The sequence below is a fragment of the Sphingobacterium chungjuense genome (assembly GCF_011316935.1).
In the GTDB taxonomy this organism is placed as follows: Bacteria; Bacteroidota; Bacteroidia; order Sphingobacteriales; family Sphingobacteriaceae; genus Sphingobacterium; species Sphingobacterium chungjuense.
In genome coordinates, this window is the sequence record NZ_WLYS01000003.1 from 238345 (window position 1) to 258044 (window position 19700).

The 19700-nt window shown below is 39.9% G+C and carries 14 protein-coding genes; 8 read left to right on the forward strand and 6 right to left on the reverse strand.

Annotated elements, in window-relative coordinates; all coding sequences use genetic code 11:
* Positions 1-173 precede the first annotated feature (173 nt).
* The 3 genes from ychF to GKO22_RS08795 all read left to right on the forward strand — a co-directional run bounded on the left by ychF (position 174) and on the right by GKO22_RS08795 (position 2639).
* A complete protein-coding gene (ychF, locus tag GKO22_RS08785; RefSeq protein WP_166334221.1) occupies positions 174-1274 on the forward strand; it encodes a redox-regulated ATPase YchF in 1101 nt (366 codons plus the stop codon).
* A 66-nt stretch (positions 1275-1340) separates the two neighbouring features.
* The gene (locus GKO22_RS08790; RefSeq protein WP_166334223.1) at positions 1341-2294 is read left to right on the forward strand and encodes an acetyl-CoA carboxylase carboxyltransferase subunit alpha; all 954 of its coding nucleotides are present in this window, start codon (positions 1341-1343) and stop codon (positions 2292-2294) included.
* A 51-nt stretch (positions 2295-2345) separates the two neighbouring features.
* Positions 2346-2639 (forward strand): hypothetical protein, encoded by a 294-nt coding sequence (locus GKO22_RS08795; RefSeq protein WP_166334225.1) that lies wholly within the window; start codon positions 2346-2348, stop codon positions 2637-2639.
* A 157-nt stretch (positions 2640-2796) separates the two neighbouring features.
* Here the strand turns inward: GKO22_RS08795 and GKO22_RS08800 are convergent, their stop codons facing one another.
* Positions 2797-3027, reverse strand: a complete 231-nt coding sequence (locus tag GKO22_RS08800) for a hypothetical protein (RefSeq protein WP_166334227.1) — start codon at positions 3025-3027, stop codon at positions 2797-2799.
* A 123-nt stretch (positions 3028-3150) separates the two neighbouring features.
* On the opposite strand from GKO22_RS08800, the gene GKO22_RS08805 reads away from it, so the two are divergent.
* Positions 3151-3795: a hypothetical protein gene (locus GKO22_RS08805; protein WP_206367859.1), complete on the forward strand. Its 645-nt coding sequence runs from the start codon at positions 3151-3153 to the stop codon at positions 3793-3795.
* Between the two features lie 23 nt (positions 3796-3818).
* Here GKO22_RS08805 and GKO22_RS08810 read toward each other — a convergent pair whose 3' ends face one another.
* Positions 3819-5336, reverse strand: a complete 1518-nt coding sequence (locus GKO22_RS08810; RefSeq protein WP_166334229.1) for a GH3 family domain-containing protein — start codon at positions 5334-5336, stop codon at positions 3819-3821.
* Between the two features lie 179 nt (positions 5337-5515).
* On the opposite strand from GKO22_RS08810, the gene GKO22_RS08815 reads away from it, so the two are divergent.
* Positions 5516-6997, forward strand: coding sequence for a DUF5687 family protein (locus GKO22_RS08815; protein WP_166334231.1), 1482 nt, complete (start codon positions 5516-5518; stop codon positions 6995-6997).
* Positions 6998-7061: 64 nt separating this feature from the next.
* Here GKO22_RS08815 and GKO22_RS08820 read toward each other — a convergent pair whose 3' ends face one another.
* Together GKO22_RS08820 and GKO22_RS08825 are read right to left on the reverse strand one after the other, a co-directional pair.
* On the reverse strand, positions 7062-8960 hold the full coding sequence (locus GKO22_RS08820) for a DUF3857 domain-containing protein (protein WP_166334233.1): 1899 nt from the start codon (positions 8958-8960) through the stop codon (positions 7062-7064).
* On the reverse strand, positions 8960-10936 hold the full coding sequence (locus GKO22_RS08825; protein ID WP_166334235.1) for a DUF3857 domain-containing protein: 1977 nt from the start codon (positions 10934-10936) through the stop codon (positions 8960-8962). The genes GKO22_RS08820 and GKO22_RS08825 overlap by 1 nt, the downstream gene beginning before the upstream one ends.
* Positions 10937-11294: 358 nt before the next feature.
* Here GKO22_RS08825 and GKO22_RS08830 point away from each other — a divergent pair, with 358 nt between their 5' ends.
* The 3 genes from GKO22_RS08830 (at position 11295) to GKO22_RS08840 (ending at position 16575) form a co-directional block, all read left to right on the forward strand.
* Entirely contained in the window at positions 11295-11990 is a 696-nt protein-coding gene (locus GKO22_RS08830; protein ID WP_166334237.1) for an ATP-binding cassette domain-containing protein, read from the forward strand.
* 14 nt (positions 11991-12004) lie between these two features.
* A complete protein-coding gene (locus GKO22_RS08835; protein WP_166334238.1) occupies positions 12005-15352 on the forward strand; it encodes a DEAD/DEAH box helicase in 3348 nt (1115 codons plus the stop codon).
* 116 nt (positions 15353-15468) lie between these two features.
* Positions 15469-16575: a mechanosensitive ion channel family protein gene (locus GKO22_RS08840; RefSeq protein ID WP_166334240.1), complete on the forward strand. Its 1107-nt coding sequence runs from the start codon at positions 15469-15471 to the stop codon at positions 16573-16575.
* A gap of 288 nt (positions 16576-16863) precedes the next feature.
* On the opposite strand, the gene GKO22_RS08845 is transcribed toward GKO22_RS08840, so the two are convergent.
* A complete protein-coding gene (locus GKO22_RS08845; RefSeq protein WP_166334242.1) occupies positions 16864-17619 on the reverse strand; it encodes an isocitrate lyase/PEP mutase family protein in 756 nt (251 codons plus the stop codon).
* A 191-nt stretch (positions 17620-17810) separates the two neighbouring features.
* Complete coding sequence (gene htpG / locus GKO22_RS08850; RefSeq protein ID WP_166334244.1) at positions 17811-19700, reverse strand: molecular chaperone HtpG; 1890 nt, start codon at positions 19698-19700, stop codon at positions 17811-17813.

Genomic DNA, 19700 nt, shown 5'->3' on the forward strand with positions numbered 1-19700 from the left:
CAAAAAACATAAGACCAGCTTTTGATGGTCAAACATGTGATAATTTTAATCGCAAAAGTACAAAAAAAGGATGACCGAAATATAATAATAAACAGCTATTTATCGGTTATAGACTATCAGCATCCCACAATCTCTTTCAAATTATTATCTTTGCACAAATTTTTAGGACTTTTATGGCATTACAATGTGGAATCGTCGGTTTACCAAACGTAGGTAAATCTACCTTATTTAACTGCTTATCAAATGCGAAGGCACAAGCTGCCAATTTCCCATTTTGTACGATAGAACCCAATGTGGGCGTAATTACCGTTCCGGATGATCGCTTAAAAACGTTGACAGAATTAGTAAATCCGCAACGTGTAGTACCCAACACGATCGAGATCGTAGACATCGCGGGTTTGGTAAAAGGTGCATCGAAAGGTGAAGGACTTGGCAATCAGTTTTTAGGAAATATCCGCACTACCAATGCCATTATTCATGTTCTTCGTTGTTTTGACGATGGCAATGTGATCCACGTGGATGGATCTGTTGACCCAATTCGCGACAAAGAGATCATCGACACGGAATTGCAGCTAAAAGATTTGGATACGGTAGTAAAACGCATCCAAAAAGTAGAAAAGATGGCGAAGACGGGTGGTGATAAAGATGCGAAGAAAACGTATGAAATCCTTTCTATAATCAAAACACATCTGGAATCGGGCAAATCGGCTCGCACTGCGCCTTTGCAAGAGGAAGATTTGGAATTCGTAGAAGAGCTATCTTTATTGACTAGCAAACCCGTTTTATATGTATGTAACGTGGAAGAAGCATCTGTCAATACAGGCAATGCCTATGTAGAGCGTGTCAAAGAAGCTGTAAAAGATGAGAACGCTAGTGTTTTAGTGATCTCGGCTCAGATTGAGTCCGAAATTGCACAATTAGAAGATTACGAAGAGCGCCAAATGTTCTTAGACGACCTTGGTTTGACGGAATCAGGAGTCAATAAATTGATCCGCGCGGCATACGATCTATTGGATTTGGCTACCTATTTCACCGCCGGTGTACAAGAAGTACGCGCTTGGACGATTGAAAAAGGATATACGGCACCACAAGCGGCAGGCGTTATTCATACCGATTTCGAGAAAGGTTTTATCCGTGCCGAAGTGATCAAATTTGATGATTTCGTGAATTTGGGATCAGAAGCAGCTGTCAAAGAAGCAGGAAAACTTTCGGTAGAAGGCAAGACCTATGTGGTACAGGATGGTGATATCATGCACTTCCGTTTCAACGTATAAACCCTCATTCAATACTAATCTAAAATCACTATCTTAGCCTTTTGCCTAGCATAGTAAATACACAATATGGAGACAACATTTGATTTTGAAAAGCCAATAGCAGATTTGCAGACTCAGATTGAGAAAGTTAATCAAGTGGCCGAAAAGACGAAGGTAGACATGAGCGCTACCGTTCGTGAACTCGAAGAAAAGTTGGCGAAAACAAAAATCGAGGTCTATCAAAATATGACCGGATGGCAGAAGGTACAGATGTCTCGCCACCCAGGTCGCCCACAGACATTTGATTATATAGAAATGATCAGTACCGATTTTGTGGAGCTCCACGGAGATCGTACGGTACGTGATGACAAAGCTATCGTAGGCGGATTTGCCAAGATCAACGGTGAATCGGTCATGATTATCGGTCATCAAAAAGGTAAAAACACCAAAGAACGCCAATTCCGCAATTTCGGAATGGCTAACCCTGAAGGTTATCGCAAAGCGCTGCGTTTGATGAAAATGGCAGAAAAATTTGGCAAGCCAATTATTACGTTGATCGATACGATGGGAGCATATCCTGGCTTGGAAGCGGAAGAGCGCGGACAAGGTGAGGCGATAGCACGTAACTTACTGGAAATGTCGGTACTTAAAGTTCCTGTCATCTGTATCGTTATTGGTGAAGGTGCCTCTGGTGGTGCATTGGGTATTGGTATTGGCGATCGTGTATACATGATGCAAAATACGTGGTATTCCGTCATTTCTCCTGAGTCTTGCTCATCCATTTTATGGAGAAGCTGGGATCACAAAGAAAGAGCAGCAGAAGTATTGAAATTGCGAGCAGAAGATATGTTGCAAAATGGTTTGATTGATGGTATTATCGAAGAACCAGTGGGTGGAGCACATCAAGATCCTTTAGCAGCGGCAGAAGAGTTGAAATCAAAAATTATAAGCGATCTTGCTGAGCTAAAAGCTAAAGATGTGGATACTTTGGTCAACGAACGGATCGACAAATTTAGCAATATGGGTGTGGTGGTCGAATAAAACCTTTTTAACTTCCAATTGTTCTATTGTTAAGAAACAACAGAATATATTATGGACAAGTTGAAAAAGTTTGAGTTGATGGAAAAGATTTCCAGAGAGCTTGAGGATGTGAGACACAGTCAGCAAGCAGTTTTGGAAAAGATTGGAAAAATTGAAGTCGATAACATCGAACTCGGCGACAAAACAATCGAAGAGAAAATACCTGAGATCTATGAGCGCACCGCGCATAACGCAGATGCTATTCAGGCTATCTTAGATTCGTTCCAACAAAAAACGGAAGAATTTGGTGACAAAAACAATATCGCTAAATTGAAAGAACAGCAGGAAATCAATAATTTGAAATAATATCAAATCAATCCTGTATAGAGAAAGTCCGATAGATACATTCTGTCGGACTTTCTTTTTTATTGAAGATTGTGAAAATAATAATCTAATGAAAAAGCAAGGGCAATTTGCTTATTACAAATTGCCCTTGCTTTTTTACCTTTCAAGTGATAGAGAATTAATCTTCCTTCTCCTCTGGATCTACATTGGCATCTGCATTCCCTGCTAGTGGCCCTTGTGGTCCATCTAATTCATCTTCGTCCTGCGTTTCTTCAATATCGGGATCATCGTCTCTTTGTGTTCCTTCTACATCGTCGTTTTCAGGGGGAAAGTTCGAATAATTTGCTTTTTCATTTTCTGCCTGTCCACGCTCTTCCGCATTTTTCGGCTTTTTATCATTATCGTTCATACCTATTTTCAGTTTAATGTATTTCTATAAGTACTAACAGGGTACATTATAAAAAGTTTTGGACGAATGGTGCGTTTTGGAGTGGAATTTGCCCCATATATGGGAATACATACCTACCGGAATATGATTATAAAAGATACAGAGACTATTGGCAAAGAAATTCCTAATGTAATACGTAATGAAATAATTACCGCACTCGCGCACTACCCAGAGTTAAAGTCGACACACATTCGATTTAAGTTTACCAGATCATTAAACGGTTCAATTATGGCAGCCAGACCGCAAATTAGTACGCTGTTTGGTAAGCGCAAAAACCGTAAGTATGATATTCTGATGAGCCCTGTTTTTAAATTGAAGAATAGCATAGAACCTCTGCATCAAGTCGATCCAAATGTATTAATTGGCTGGATTGGTCATGAGTTGGGTCATATTATGGATTACGAACAGCGTAGCACATTTGGCATCGCTAGGTTCGGATTATTGTATTGGCTTTCTAAGACTTATATCCGGAAAGCAGAGCGCGTGGCCGATACATTTGCTGTACATCGTGGCATGGCGTCGTATATACTAGCTACCAAAGACTTTATCCTAAGTCATAGTGGCCTTTCCCAAAAATACAAGGACAAGATCACACGTTTGTACCTTTCTCCCGATGACATTGTCCAAGTGGTAGAAGAAATGCAGCAGAGCAATAATAGAGAAGGTATTTTAGTTGAAGAAGCAGAGATATCCACGAACCTAGATCATCAGGAACAAGAAAGCCGGTAATTACCGGCTTTCTTGTTCTTCCATTATAGGGTTGCGATATGAGCTTCGAATTCCAAAAATTCATCTTCTTTCATGACGCGCGGTATCTTCGTTTGCCCACCCAACTTTTTAAAATTAGCGCTCCAATCATGAAAATGAGCTACAGGAACTACACGCACCTGTACATCAGATAGTGATTGATTGCGTGCCACTTTGTAATTCTTATTACTATTACTCAGCTCTGTATCCAGAAACGTGTTTAAGTCTGCTATTTCCAAATGATTATCTGCACCCAAATACCACTTAGATACATACTTTCCATCGACGGAAACGGTTGCGACAGTAAATTCATGAACTGGTAAATCGAATTTCTCTTGCACCCGCTGAATAGCCATATTCATTTGATTTACTGATAGTTGCTCCCCTACTACATTTAAAAAGTGCTTCGTACGGCCGCTAATGGTAATTTCACCGAGTTCTTTATTAGCAATAATAACCGTATCGCCAATCATATAGCGCCAAGCACCTGAAACGGTTGAAATTAATAGTACATATTCTTCCCCTTCCTGCACATCTTGCAGAGTCAATACTTTCGCATCTTGGCGCACACGCCCTTCATCGTCCATATTTTCGGTCGTGAATGGTACAAACTCAAAAAACACGCCGTTATCAACGATTAACGACATAGCATCGGTATCCGGCCGTTTTTGTGTCGCCAGATAACCTTCGGATGATAAATAGGTATCGATGTAGATAACTGGTTTGGCAAATAGCTTTTCAAAACTTTTGCGGTAAGGGCCAAAAGCCACGCCGCCCGTAGTATATACTTGTAAATTGGGCCAGATATCGTGAATTGTCTCTAATTTATGATAGCTGATGATTTCTTTCAACATCAGTTCCGCCCACGATGGAATACCACTAATCGTACCTACATCCCATTTAGGTGCTGCTTTCACAATACGCTTCACGCGCTGCTCCCAACTATCACTTGCTGCGATTTTCTTTCCGGGTTTGTAGAATTTACGAAACCACATGGGCAAGTTGGCCGCTGTAATTCCACTAATTTCTCCTGCTAAAAATCCATGAAAATCTTTCAGATTCGTACTACTACCCAACATCATGATATTTTTCTCAAAAAATTCTGCTGGTATATCAAAGTTTTTCATGCTCAGGACTTGCTGAATACCGGACTTACGAATAGCATCCAACATATCGTCGGTGACCGGAATAGCTTTACTATTGCTCGTCGTACCACTGCTCAGGGCAAAATACTTTTGCCCACCTGGCCACGTTACATTCTCGTGTCCTTCTTCCAGATAATGCCACCATTCAGCGTGTAATTTATCGTAATCAAAGATGGGAACTTGCCGTTGAAATGCTTCAATAGGATTTTCTGACTGTAGTATTTCTTCAAATCCAAACTGCCTACCGAATGCGGTTTGCTGTGCGCGGGTCAGTAAATTTTTTAAAACTTCTAATTGTGCTTCTTGTGGACTGGTGTCTCCTTTTAGCAATCCATTAACCTTTATTGCTCTTTTTATGATCTCTCCAATTATTGCCATAGGTACAGCTATATTTATGTTCTCTAGATAAAAAAGATGTGATATACATTCACATCTTTTCAACTTAGATAACGTCAAATCTTGATTATTGTTGAGCTTGCTATCGCAATAATTAGCTATTTTATATATCTTAGGAGAGAAAATTAATGCGCTAAAGCATTTAACACTATTATCCCAATATGTTCGTAAAATTTCTGACTTTGGAGTGGAAAAGTCTCTTCCGCTCTGCACACGTCGGTCATAGCATCTTGATCAAGATAGTACTCGCCATTTTTGGCTTGCTATTAGCCTTTGGTCTTTGGTCTATAGGACATAATATGTACGATATACTGGACGAAAGCTCAGACAGTTTGTTTCCTATGCAGCAAGTAAATCGCTTTTTGCTGTTTTATTTTGTTGCAGAATTGGGTCTACGTTTCTTTATGCAGCAACTGCCAATCTTGAATGTAAAACCTTTCTTAATTCAGCGAATTTCGCGTAGCTCGATCACGCATTATCTCTTAAGTAAAAGTGTCTTTAGCTTCTACAACCTCCTCGCCCCTTTACTGTTTATCCCTTTTGCATTGGCTTGCTGGTCTGTTGGAGATTATGCTACGGTGCCAATACTCGGTTGGCTTGCGGCGGTATTGGGGACTTCCTTATCACTGCATTTCTTCAACTTCTCTGCGCAACACACGCTGTCTGCCAATTGGCGATTAACAAGCGTTGCTTTGATTATAGTCGCCGTACTGATCTTGTTGGATTACTCGCATTTGTTATCTGTTTCAGACCAGATGGCTTCTTTCTTCGAATTGATTCTACTTCGTCCGCTCTTGTGTATCCTACCGCTCGCTATGGTTGCAGCAGCATATTTATGGATACATCGCTCCTTACGGCAGCGACTATATTTGGAAAGTAATACGAATAAACAGAAACGATCAATAGCCTTCGCAGATTTACGTTGGCTTGATCAGTTGGGCCGTTATGCACCGCTAATCCGTTTAGATCTTAAATTGTTGTGGCGAAATAAACGGACTAAAACTATGTTAGTGACAGGCATAATAGGATTACTTTATGGATTGATATTTTATCCTAATCAACATGCAAATAGTCAAGGAATGCTTGTATTTGTAGGAATATTTATGACAGGTCTTTTCATGTTTAACTTTGGTCAATTTGTTCCCGCATGGGATAGCTCTTATTATCCACTCATCCACACGCAACGGATTGGTATCACAGATTATCTCGGTGCGAAATCACTATTGTTTTACGCCAGCATTATTTTGGCCACGATCTTGACGATTCCTTATCTCTATTTTGGCAGAGAGATTCTGTTGATCAACCTCGTGACTGCTGTATACAATATCGGTATCAATGTGCCTATCATCCTATTTTTTGGTACTTATAATAAGAAACGGGTAGATTTAGACAAGTCTCAATTTTTTAATTATCAGGGTATGGGCGCTACACAATGGATCATCATGTTACCCGCCATGCTCATTCCTGTACTTCTTTGGTCAATTATCCACGCTTTTGTTAGTTTTGAAATAACATGTTTAATTTTTGGAACAATAGGTATAATTGGATTATGTTTAAGGGCTGTTTTCTTGAAAAGCATTGCTCAACGATACCAAGCACGTAAGTATGCTATGTTGGAAGGCTTTAAGCAGGTAAGTGAATAAGATATAAGCAAAACGTACAATGCTCAGAAGGTTTTTGCAAATACCTAATTAATAAATAACAGAATTACCTCTTTAAGCTAAGTGTCAATCTCAGTTTATCATTATTTGCTACTTCTTGCATGAAATTTTCGTAGGATTCGTAATCTTCTGCTGGAAAAATACCGTCCTTAATAAGGAGTTTCCGGCAATAAAAGAGTTTGCCCTCTACTAATTTTGCTATTAATTTATAGCTTCCAAATTTACTTTCTAGGTTTACTTGCTTTGGGATAATGAGTGGAACAATCTCCTCATCGAAAGTGATATATATACTATCCGTATCGATGTAACCACGTTTTATTTCAAAAGGCAAGCTGCGATTGCGTACTGATGGAATAGTACGTTGCACATTGAATAAATTTGGAAAAAAGGAAATCCGATCATCTGTTATATTGCCATAGTTTTCAATACTTATCCCTAGTTTCTCAATGAAAAGAGGTACATCGTTATCCGCCGATAAATCTATCGAAGTAAACTCCAAATTATTAATATCGTACAGGTATTTTAAGTGTTTTTCTTTTTCTGTCGGCGATTTTTTCACTAGCGAGAAGTGATTATCGAATTGTGCACCTTGAAAATTAGTGGTAAGATTACCACTAATTCTTCCATTTTTAGATAAAATCAATTCGGCGTCCCGTACTTGCGTACTCATTTCAGCATCAAATTTTGGTGTTTTCAACAATTTGCCGCCCTCTTTTGTGTAGGCGAAAACCCATCTATCATCCGTAAAAGAACCCAAATAACCGAACGGCGCATCTTGACTGGTGCATTCTAACCAAGTGGTATCATTTTCTAAAGGCAAACATAAAATAGCATGATTGCCTTGTTCCATACTGGCAAACGACTGCAGTAAATCGTTTTTTTCATCTCCAGCTTCCACCACGCAATAATAAGATGGTATATCTACAACTTCTAATAGAGCTTGCATATAGTTGACTAAAGCTTTGCAATCACCATAACCAAGCCGGTCTACCTCGCTAGCTTTGATGGGCTGAAAGCCACCGATACCTATTTGCACGCTGATGTACCGAGTCTTTTTTTGAAAATAGTCATATATTTTTTTGGCTTTTTCCTTTTCACTAGTCTCCTTCTCCACTAAGTTTAGAATAGTCTTAATGGTTTCTGGTGGCAGTACACGTTTATCCTTTAACAGATAATCGTAACAGAGTTGACCTAAACCTTGCCAATCATCATAAGCGCCTCTAAAATTATAGTAGGTAAAATTCTTTGGTGCTACCTTGATGGAAGTGAAGTATGTATCCCGATTTGGCGCGTATACTTCGTTGCGAATAGCCCATGTATTTTCTATTTCCCACGTTAAACTCTTTTGCTTCTCATTTTTAACCTCTTCTACGACACCCGTATAATTTCTGGTATGAACGCGGACTTCATCCGATGGATTACAGACAAATTGATAGCTACTTTTCGCTACAGCCACACCAAAATCGGGAACGGGTTTCCACTCTGGAATGATTAAATTCTGTTTATTTCTAACTTCGTAGTTGTAGACAATGGTATAGGGATAACTAGTCACCTGAGGCGTATAATATTTTACACGACTATCCTCAAAGAGTGAAAAGTCACTAACAGCACTTTCATCTTTGAAATTATTCAGAGAAAACTTCGTGATCAATTTTCCAAACTCATCATAGATTTCGCCTTTAGCCGATTTGATAGCCGTATTTTTATCGTAAAATAGTGCTAATGCGCCATACTTATCGCCATTTTTATTTAAAACAGTGATTGTTTTTTGGATAGTTATCGATACGTCTTTAGCAGATCGCATATCAATAACCGTTTTGCTATCTCTAATAATGGCATGTGCTCGATTCTTTAAAGATGCAGATATATGCTCTGCCGAATAGTCTTGCGGCAGAGCCGTTGAAATGCTATACAGGAAAATAGAAACTAATAACAATACCCTCATTAATTCTCTTGTGAGATCAATACTTCAGCTTGTTGCGCTTGAATAATTTGATTATAAAACTCTTTTAAATAATGATACTCATCGGCAGAATAGATTGCTTTATTGAATGCAAGCAGCTGATTTACCGCTAAAGTTCGGTCTGCTATTTCACTTTGCAAAAAATATCGACCACCCTTATCAGGTAACGCAATAGCTAAATCTTTCGGTCGTTCTGTTACTGCAAATTGCTCTGGCAGGGTAAGCTTTATAGTCACTCTTTCTTCACTTGCAGCACCTAGATCTACAGGGAAATTTCTTTCATTCAATTTAAATGGATTCTTTTTAACACCATTGATAAAGAAGGGATTAAAATGACGAATGGCATTTTCTGGATCTTGCGCTGCAAACTCTACTTCGTAGACTTCACTTAATGATCTTTCCACACTGTCAACATAGTTTATTTTGAAATTTTTAATTTTGATGTTAACCATTCGTTCGGCTAGCTGATCCACGTAGTCATCTAAAGAGGAAGCGCTCGCGATTGCTTTCCGTTTATTCAGCGCATCATAACCGTTTAAATAGGTGATTAACTTTGCGGTAATTTTTCCATCAGCATGCATTTCGCCAATTAAACTATAGGTGGACAAACTTTTTTTACCGGCTGTTAGGTCAATCCAATAAGAAGGTTTTTTGAGATGAACGACGCGACCTTGATCGTTAATACATCGTAATGGCAACAGGCCAAATGGCAGCAATGGATCAGTGGCATCCAACAAATAATTTTCTGTTCCGATATTGAGCTTCGCAATGACATAATTAAAATCACTCATAACTGGATAAAGCTTATTTGGAATAGGATTGTCTCTGGTCGATAGGATCACCGCCTCCACATCCAAATCGGCAGCAGAAAGTGCCGAAATAAGCGCAAAATTAATATCAGCCACATTGCCAGATCGTTTTTCTATTACCTCCTTGACGCTGGTTTCGCTGTACTTGCCATAGTAATTATTCCATTTTACTTGTTTTTTTATATAATCAAAAATGGCTTTAGCTTTCTCTAGTTCATCTGTTTTTCCTTGAATAAGATCAGGGACAATGTATTTAAAAACATCTTTCCGCTTCATCTGTCCACCAAACTCCTTATTATTAGCTAACTCTCTATCAACATCTTTCCAATTTTGAGTATATTTTTTTGTTGTACCATTAAATAAAACAACGTCAGAAAGCTCAAAATGTGCCGCAGATATATAATTGCTTGGCGAGATCATATATTCTTCTTCCACAAAAGCAGGTACATCTTTCAACGTGTAGGTCAATTTGGAGCAATCTAGGTCTTTGCCAGCGACACGTAGACAGTCTTTGGCTAATTCTGCTTTGTTTTCAGTAAGCTTCAAATATCCTCTCAAAGATACGTTGTACGTATAGTTTCCAGGTATAAATGCTACATAAGTACTATTTAGCTTCGGATACTCACCTTGAAAATTCCAACTTTTGAAATTAAATAAATAAGGACTTTCGATCGTATATTCGTACTCAATGATGGAGTTATCTTTAATGTTTGGTAAGGTAAATTTGGTTAAGACTTGATATTTAGATTTATCTTCCGTGAATATTGCTTTATTGGTCATTATGGTTTCTTCCAATTTACCATTTTCAAGGTTAAAGGTCGCTGCCTTTATTTCGGAGACACGCTCTTTTTCATCATATGCATCTCCGTTTTTATGCAATGGAATTAAGATGTTTGCAGCACTAAACCCTTCTTTATTAAAAATCTTTATACGAGCATGGTATTTGTGCCTCAACTTCATCGTTCCAGTTTCCGATTCGTAAGAAAGGCGTGTAGTACCGTATTCATTCAAAAAAACGGCATTAGCATTACTATCGATCTTATTTCTATCGAAATGTATATCATCGTAGGTAGGTTTGCCAAAATCGAAGTCTTGCGAAACAGCCCACAAAGGAAGCAATAAAAGGGCAACTATGACACTTTTACACATATAAAGAATTTCAGGTTAATATTGATGCAATAATAATCAACTTGTTTTAGTATTGGATTTATTATTGGAAAAATATTTTATTCTCCTAGAGAATATCGAATTAGCATAAATTCAGCTTTGTGTTAAAATCCTATTTGATTACCAAATGATAAACGATCACACGCTGTAAATCCCTACTTAACTCCGAAAAAAATGCTAACTTACAACTGCAAAAACTTCGAAATATCACTTTGATGGCTTGAACAAGCGACTATATGATTTTAAAGAAATATTCTTATTCGCACTCTCCTTTTTCAAGTACGCAGTCGTAGTTTTTCTGGAGATTCTTAGATAGCAAGTGAAAAATACGATACAACACATGATTGACATTATTGATATAAGCAAAACATACAACGGTCAGACGGTTTTGCAAATCCCAACTTTACAGATTCACCAAGGAGATTGCATAGGTTTGGTAGGCAATAATGGCGCAGGAAAAACAACGTTGTTCAGCATCTTGCTAGATCTTATTCCTGTCACCACTGGTTCTGTCCTACATCAGGGATTGCCTGCTTCGGAATCCGACGAATGGAAAAGTTGGACTACTGCTTTTTTGGACGAAAGTTTCTTGATTGGTTACCTCACGCCAGAAGAATTTTTGTATTTCATTGCTGAAGTACGCCAAGTGAAACATAATCAAGTGGATTTCTTATTGGAGCGTTACCAAGATTTTTTTCAAGGCGAAGTATTGAATCGTGGCACCTACATCCGCGATTTATCCAAAGGAAACCAAAAGAAGGTCGGCATCATCTCTACGTTAATTGGTGATCCGCAGGTCATTATCTGGGACGAACCTTTTGCTAATCTGGATCCGAGCACACAGATTCGCCTCAAGCAGATCATTAAAGATCTGACGACGAAGGGTGAAAAAACCATGCTGATATCCAGTCACGACTTATCGCACACGGTTGATGTCTCGAGCAGAATTATCGCTCTGGAACGTGGTACAATCGTAAAAGATATGGCGAAATCAGATGAAACCTTGCCAGAACTGGAACAATTTTTCACAGTTTAAGATCATTTTACAGCGTGAGATTACCTGACGGCACGTACCAACTGCAAGCTATATCATTTGACGAATTGAGCGATTTAATGCTGCTAAAGCATTATCCTTCGATAGATACGGCATTCGCCAAAACAGCAATGTATCAGTTGCGGGTATCGGAGATAATGCTCCATGGTATTGAGTTTGTGGCTGCTATGGATCTTGGACAAGATCTCATCATTCGCCTTTGGGAAAGTAATGCTGGTATCAGCGTACGTACATCTTCACCAGTTTACGATCAAGACAGTCTTACTAGATATGAATATTTAGCAATCTACGCAGTGATGCATATCACTGCTTACCGCGTATTCTTCCAGACCGATGCGCGGCGCGAAATGATGATTCCTTATGCGAAGCCATATGGACTAGAGTCAGAATCTGATTTAGATTTGTATTTTGATTTGGTGTATGATAAAGGATCGATTGCAGTACGACCAGCTAATGAAGCTATTCTGCGAGCAGATCTGCAGGAAGGAATGGCTGATGGACTCCCACTTCCAGCTACTACTGACCGGGAAATAGAAACAACTATAGCGAACCAAAATATTCTTGTACTAGGATTGCACAAGTTTTACGCGCAATTGCGCTTTGTTTTGGTAAACGTAGGTACGACGCAATCCGGCAAACCTAAAGCACCTTTCCAATTCCTTGACACTTCTAGCATGCTTTGGAAAGAACAAAGTACGTCGGCGGTCAAGTTTTACGCAGCATTAGGCACTTTTGCGAGTGCTTACGAGGAAAAAGAAGAGGAACAAGACCTAGCAGCATTGATCGCGATACAACGCAATCCACTCTCACTTCCTGTTTACATACACGATCGTGGTATTTCAGACAATATTACCGCAAAATCCATTCGGCCGATCGCCGTGGAAATACTCCAAGCTACGATGGTGCTCCGCGTATTCAAGCGGCAACCATTTTATGAACTTACGGCCACCTTGCGTTGGCATGAACAGGAATTACCTGTAAAAACACTGCCTATCAAGCATCGTTATTTCTTGCACAGAGATCAGGTGTTTTCGCTGATTGACAATGTGCATATGTTGCGCTTGATCGAATATTTTCGAAAGCGACCCGAGATCTTGCTGATCCACGAATCAAAGTACGCTGCTTTCGAAAAATCAGTGTTGGAGCCGTTAGAAGATGCTATTGAGATCCAGTATGCAACGATTCGACCAGCTACCAAAGAGGAAAAACAAGTCATCCGCAACGATACGGAGAAAATCATTTATTTGGCGCAGCGTGGCAACTACGTATATCTAACGCCTGTGGTACGCTATGGAACAGTCGAGATTCCGCTTGTGACCAAAAAGCAAATCAAAGGATTAGATGCCAACGGAAATGCGTATCTCGTGGAGCGAAATGAAGACTTAGAGAGTAAGTTCAAAGCACTTTTGAGTGCGCAGCATCCCTACTTTGCGGAGCAATGGCACGAACGCGATTTCTTCTACCTGCATCACGAAGCATTTGTCGCTAATGAATGGTTTTTGTCCGTCTTTGAACGATTGCGTCAAGAAGGAATCCGTATTCTCGGGGCACAAAATCTAAAACTCGATAAGCTCAACATACACACGCCAAAGATCGACATAAAGATACTGAGCGGCACCGATTGGTTCAACGCCAAAATTGCAGCAACTTATGGCGATCAACAAGCATCGATAAAGCAACTGTACCGAGCTATTCGCAATAAGCAACGCTATGTCGCTTTAGACGATGGCACACGCGGTATTTTACCCGAAGAATGGATCGCAAAATTATCAAACTTCTTTGCACTGGGTGCTGTGCGAGGAGAACAAATCGACATTCCCAAAGCACGATTTGTCGAGTTGCAAGATTTAAATGACGAGGTCGAATGGTCGCCAGAAACCAAAAGTGAAGTTGACCTTTTTGTCAAGCGACTACATCATCGAAAAGAGTTTCCGACAGTTGAAGTTCCTGAAGCATTACAAGCAAAGCTCCGCCGCTACCAAATCCAAGGATTGGCCTGGTTGTCTGCCTTAGACAATTTTAATTTTGGTGGTTGCTTGGCGGATGATATGGGTTTGGGCAAAACTTTGCAAATCATCGCATTGTTGCTTGCTCAACGCAATCAAGGAGATCGACGTACGGCGCTGGTAGTTTTGCCGACTTCGCTCCTATTCAATTGGGAGAGCGAAATACAAACGTATGCACCTTCCCTATCCATACATATTCTTTATGGCAAAGGAAGAGATCTTCCGCCCGCCGAGTGGTCGGATTTCGATGTCTTAATTACTACTTATGGTGTCATGGTTTCGGATATTTCGAGGTTAAAGAAATTCTCTTTCGACACGATCATTTTAGATGAATCGCAAGCGATTAAAAATCCTTCTTCGATACGCTATAAATCGGCTTTACAATTAAAAAGTCGAAATCGCTTTGTGCTGACAGGTACTCCAATAGAAAATAGCACCTATGATCTGTATGGTCAGCTTTCCTTCGCGTGTCCCGGTCTGCTCGGTAGTATGACTTATTTCAGAGATACCTATTCTACACCAATTGATCGTTTTGACGATCATAAACGTGCAGCAGAATTGCAGAAATATACAGCTCCATTTATATTGCGACGCACAAAGAAGCAAGTGGCCACCGAGTTACCGGAGAAAACCGAGATGATCATCTACTGCGAATTGGGTGAACAGCAACGTACCATTTACAATGCTTACGAAGCCGAATTACGCCATTACGTCGATCAATTTGACGAAGACGAATTAGAGCAAAACAGCATGAATGTACTTGCCGGATTGACGCGCTTAAGACAGATTGCCAATGCGCCGGCTTTGCTTAAAGAAGGTTACGAAACAACTATTTCTGCTAAAATTGATGCAATGTTGGAGCAATTAGATAGTATTATTGAGCAACATAAAGTCATCATTTTTTCTCAGTTTGTGGGTATGCTGAATTTAATCCGTGGTCGATTAGATGATCGTAAATTAGCGTATTCGTATCTCACCGGACAAACGGCTGATCGGGCAAACGAGGTGGAGCAGTTTCAAACTAGCGATGATCGGCGGGTATTTTTGGTCAGCTTAAAAGCGGGTGGTACAGGCTTGAATCTGACCGCAGCAGATTATGTCTTTTTGATGGACCCGTGGTGGAATCCAGCGGTTGAAAATCAAGCAATCGATCGTAGCTATCGGATCGGACAAGAGAAACGTGTCACGGCGGTAAGATTTATCGCTGTAGATACGGTAGAACAAAAGATGATGACGTTGCAGCAAAAAAAACGTGATCTCGCCGGTTCATTAATTTCACCTGCTGCCTCGAAAATCCCAAGAATAGGCAAAGACGACTTGTTAAACTTACTTGCCTAAGTATAAATTTCCCTTTTGACAGTTTCTGTAAGCTAATCGTTTATTACGCAATAACAAAAACTAAAAACTACCTCGGCATAGGTCTGTTATACGATTGTACCTTAATAAAAAAAGATATGACAATCGACCTGACTGAACTTGCGTTCAAAATGCCCGCATGGACTTGGAATGTACTCGTCATTATTTTCTCGGTGGTTTTGGGTTTTGTGATCCGTGCTATACTTCTACCTATCGTACGCCAACAGGCAAACAATGGTAGCTCTTATTCTGCCATAAAATCCATTATTAGGCATCTCAATAAAATTTTATCCGTTTTTATTCCACTTTTGGTATTCAATGGATTATTGCCTTTCACCCGATTTACCGTACAAGCGCATGCTTTGGTCGAAAAAATCACGGAAATTTTAATCACTTTAGCATTCGCGATTGTCGTGATTCGTTTCATCCGCATTTTCGAAGATTACCTCTATCACCGCTTCGATATCAACAAGGAAAACAACCTACGAGAGCGTAAGATTCGTACGCAAATCGAGTTTATTCGCAAATTGCTGATTACACTTATTGTCATCATCACCATCGCTATTGTGCTGTTGAGCTTTGAGAATATGCGTAAGATCGGTGCCGGATTACTTACGGGTGTGGGTGTAGGTGGTATAATTATAGGTTTTGCGGCGCAAAAGTCCTTAGGAAATCTGTTGGCTGGTTTACAAATCGCATTCACACAACCCATCCGTATGGATGATGTGCTGATTGTAGAAGGCGAATGGGGCAAGGTAGAAGAAATCAATCTTACCTATGTGGTGGTCAATATTTGGGACAAACGACGGCTCGTATTACCAATCAATTATTTTATCGAGAAACCATTTCAAAACTGGACTAGAAATACTGCGGAGATCTTGGGTACAGTTTTTCTTTACGTCGATTTTACAATTCCTGTTGATAAACTACGGGGAAAATTGACCGAACTATTGGAAAGCAATATACTTTGGGATGGTAAAGTGAATGTCTTGCAGGTCACCGATTTTAAGGAGAAAACAATGGAATTACGCTGTTTGATGAGCTGTCGCAATTCTGGACATGCGTTTGAACTACGTTGTTATGTGCGAGAGCACATGATTGCCTATATCAGCGAAAATTTCCCCACTGCACTCAGCCAAACGCGTGTTTCTATGTCGCCACCTATCACTCCAGATGGTATGAATACTGCGCCGGATATTATTTAATAAAAGTCATATCGTCATTGCTGGAAAGAAGGCTGATGTGATCTGTTTTTTTAATTGAGAGAGTTAATAAGGTAAATAAAGTTTATAGCTCAGATTGCCGCAGCCTCGTGCCACGGCTTCGCTAAGACGAAAAGTTAGGAGTAACGCGCAACTCTAAAACACTAGGTCCTTGCAATACCGAACGAAGAGCAACTAATAGCCATCTCCGAAAGAAACTGAACTTAATAATCATAAAAAAATCGGTGTGCAGGTCAACTGCACACCGATTTGAGTTACTGACTCGTTTTTCTATTGATACAGTTTGTTAAAGGCTTGCTCTTTTTGAATATCTCCTAACAATTCTTTGGTCGTTTTGAAGATTTTCTCATAAAGCTTTGCCCCGTGACTGATACGTTTAACACCTAGTGCCGTCAAAGTTTTGTAATCAGGAATGTTTGGTGTAGCAAACACGTTCAAAGGCAATTTGATTTCTTGGATGAAATGCTTGATGTCTTCTTCTTTTTCAATCACCGGAAGAAAGATACCATCGGCCCCAGCATCCGCATAGATCTGCGCTCTTTTGATCGATTCTGCCAAGGCATCAGGATGTTTGGTAGTATATGTATCTGCTCGTGCATTGATAAAAATATTTGTCACCGCTTTGATCGCTTTGATCTTATGCGCCAACACTTGTGGATCTTCCATGCCGCGTTTACCGTCTTTCACGACGCCATCTTCTAGATTGATCCCAACGACACCAACTTCCACCAATTGCTTGACGTTTGCGGCCACTTCTTCTGGATCAGATGAATAGCCTGCCTCGAAATCAACAGAAACCGGAATGTTAACAGCTTTTACGATACGCTCGACAACGAACAAAATCTCGTCTACGCTGATGTTTTGCCCATCTTCGTAACCCAAAATATTGGCAATCGCATGGCTAGAACTTCCCAATCCTTGAAAACCTAATTCTTCGGCCACTTTGGCCGTATGTGCATCCCAAACATTTCCTAGTACAAATGGCTTGTCCTGCTCGTGCAGTGTTTTGAATTTTTCTACTGACATATTTGCTTGATTATAATTGTTATGAACTTCGTTCGATTTCTATTCCTTTACGCTTATAAATGTGCCGAGGTCAAGGTACAGCACACTCCTTAAAAACAGGGTATCTGTAAAAATGTTTTAGCATCAAAATCACTATAAATGCAAAAAAGGTGCTCCGAAGAACACCTTTTACAAAATATATTGCTAGATGATTAAATCATCTCCACACTGCGCTTCACAAAGGAAGTCAACTCTGCTCCGGTCAACAAACCTCTGGAAAGCAATGCCAAGTCAAAAGCTTGCTTCGCTAAGCGCGCACCTTCTTCATCCGAACTTTCCAAAATACGCTTCACCAAAGGGTGATTACCATTCACAGTCACTTTGTACTGATCTGGCAATTCGCCGTAGAATCCCATACCGCCACCACCAGTTTTGGCCATATCTTTCATACGACGCATAAATTCATCGATGGTTACAGAAACAGGTAGATCTCCAGCACTCAATGCCGCCACTTCAACTTTCATATCGGTGCGTGTGATGGCTTTTTCAAATAACTCTGTCGCTTGCTTGCTCTCATCTTCTGACAATACGGCTTCGATCTGCTCGTCTTTCTCAATCAATTTTTCCGCAACATCCGCATCCACACGTTTCAATTTCACTTTTTCACCGCCTTTTTGCTCTAGGTAAGAAGTGATATGCGTATCCAAAGGACCATCCAATACTAATACATCGTATCCTTTGGCTTTTGCTCCGCTGATAAAGCCATCTTGCTGAGCAGTATCATGCGTATATAAGTAAACGATATTACCATCTTTATCTACTTGAATATCTTTAACTTTCTCATAGTATTCTTTGATGGTGTAATGCTCGCCATCGGTATTTTTCAACAAGCAAAACTCATTCGCTTTCTCCGCAAATTTGTCATCGCTCAACATACCGTATTTGATAAAAAGACCGATGTCATTCCATTTTTCTTCAAATCCTTTGCGGTCAGATTTGTAGATCTCCTGCAATTTATCCGCTACTTTCTTAGTAATGTAGGTATTGATTTTCTTCACATTACCATCAGCCTGCAAGAAAGAACGCGATACGTTCAATGGAATATCTGGTGAATCTATCACACCGTGTAGCAACATCAAGAATTCTGGAACGATATCTTTTACTTCATCTGTAATGAATACCTGACGAGAATATAACTTGATCTTATTGCGTTGAATTTCTAGATCATTCTTAATTTTTGGGAAGTAAAGAATACCCGTCAAATTGAAAGGATAATCTACGTTCAGGTGAATCCAGAATAATGGTTCATCCATTGAGTATGGATACAACTCGCGGTAGAATGCTAAATAATCCTCATCCGTTAATTCAGAAGGAGATTTGGTCCATGCTGGATTGGTGTTGTTGATGAAATTATCAACCTCAACAGTTTTGTATTTAGGTTTGCCTTCTTCGTCTTCACCATCTGGCTCGCTGCTAGATTTCGTACCGAAGCGAACTGGAATCGGTAAGAATTTAGCGTATTTGTTTAAAATCTCTTCTAAACGGCTTTTGTTCAAAAACTCTTCTGAATCTGCATTTACGTGCAAAATCACATCGGTACCACGCTCCGTACGGGTACCTTCCGAGATCTCATAAGATGTACTACCATCACAGGTCCAGTGCGCTGGTTCTGCTCCTTCTTGGTATGACAATGATTGGATCTCTACGCGATCGGCCACCATAAAAGCGGAGTAAAAACCCAAACCAAAGCGACCAATGATTTCGTTGGCATCGTTTGCTTCTTTGAATTTCTCCATGAACTCGGTCGCTCCTGAGAATGCAATTTGGTTGATGTATTTTTTGATCTCATCAGCCGTCATTCCTAATCCCTTATCAGAGATCGTAATGGTCTTTGCTGCTTCGTTGAATTTGACATCTACCGTCAAATCGCCCACTTCACCGCCAAACTGACCTAATGACGAAAGTCGTTTAATCTTCTGCGAAGCATCCACTGCATTGGACACCAACTCTCTTAAAAAAATCTCGTTATCAGAATACAAAAATTTCTTGATCACTGGGAAGATGTTTTCCGTGTGAATCGAAATCGTACCTTTCTCTGCCAT

What these genes read in the sequence shown, in the direction of transcription:
- ychF (WP_166334221.1), top strand. Translation starts at nt 174, where the DNA reads ATGGCATTACAATGTGGAATCGTCGGTTTACCAAACGTAGGTAAATCT.
- GKO22_RS08790 (WP_166334223.1), top strand. Translation starts at nt 1,341, where the DNA reads ATGGAGACAACATTTGATTTTGAAAAGCCAATAGCAGATTTGCAGACT.
- GKO22_RS08795 (WP_166334225.1), top strand. Translation starts at nt 2,346, where the DNA reads ATGGACAAGTTGAAAAAGTTTGAGTTGATGGAAAAGATTTCCAGAGAG.
- GKO22_RS08800 (WP_166334227.1), bottom strand. Translation starts at nt 3,027, where the DNA reads ATGAACGATAATGATAAAAAGCCGAAAAATGCGGAAGAGCGTGGACAG.
- GKO22_RS08805 (WP_206367859.1), top strand. Translation starts at nt 3,151, where the DNA reads ATGATTATAAAAGATACAGAGACTATTGGCAAAGAAATTCCTAATGTA.
- GKO22_RS08810 (WP_166334229.1), bottom strand. Translation starts at nt 5,336, where the DNA reads ATGGCAATAATTGGAGAGATCATAAAAAGAGCAATAAAGGTTAATGGA.
- GKO22_RS08815 (WP_166334231.1), top strand. Translation starts at nt 5,516, where the DNA reads ATGTTCGTAAAATTTCTGACTTTGGAGTGGAAAAGTCTCTTCCGCTCT.
- GKO22_RS08820 (WP_166334233.1), bottom strand. Translation starts at nt 8,960, where the DNA reads ATGAGGGTATTGTTATTAGTTTCTATTTTCCTGTATAGCATTTCAACG.
- GKO22_RS08825 (WP_166334235.1), bottom strand. Translation starts at nt 10,936, where the DNA reads ATGTGTAAAAGTGTCATAGTTGCCCTTTTATTGCTTCCTTTGTGGGCT.
- GKO22_RS08830 (WP_166334237.1), top strand. Translation starts at nt 11,295, where the DNA reads ATGATTGACATTATTGATATAAGCAAAACATACAACGGTCAGACGGTT.
- GKO22_RS08840 (WP_166334240.1), top strand. Translation starts at nt 15,469, where the DNA reads ATGACAATCGACCTGACTGAACTTGCGTTCAAAATGCCCGCATGGACT.
- GKO22_RS08845 (WP_166334242.1), bottom strand. Translation starts at nt 17,619, where the DNA reads ATGTCAGTAGAAAAATTCAAAACACTGCACGAGCAGGACAAGCCATTT.
- htpG (WP_166334244.1), bottom strand. Translation starts at nt 19,700, where the DNA reads ATGGCAGAGAAAGGTACGATTTCGATTCACACGGAAAACATCTTCCCA.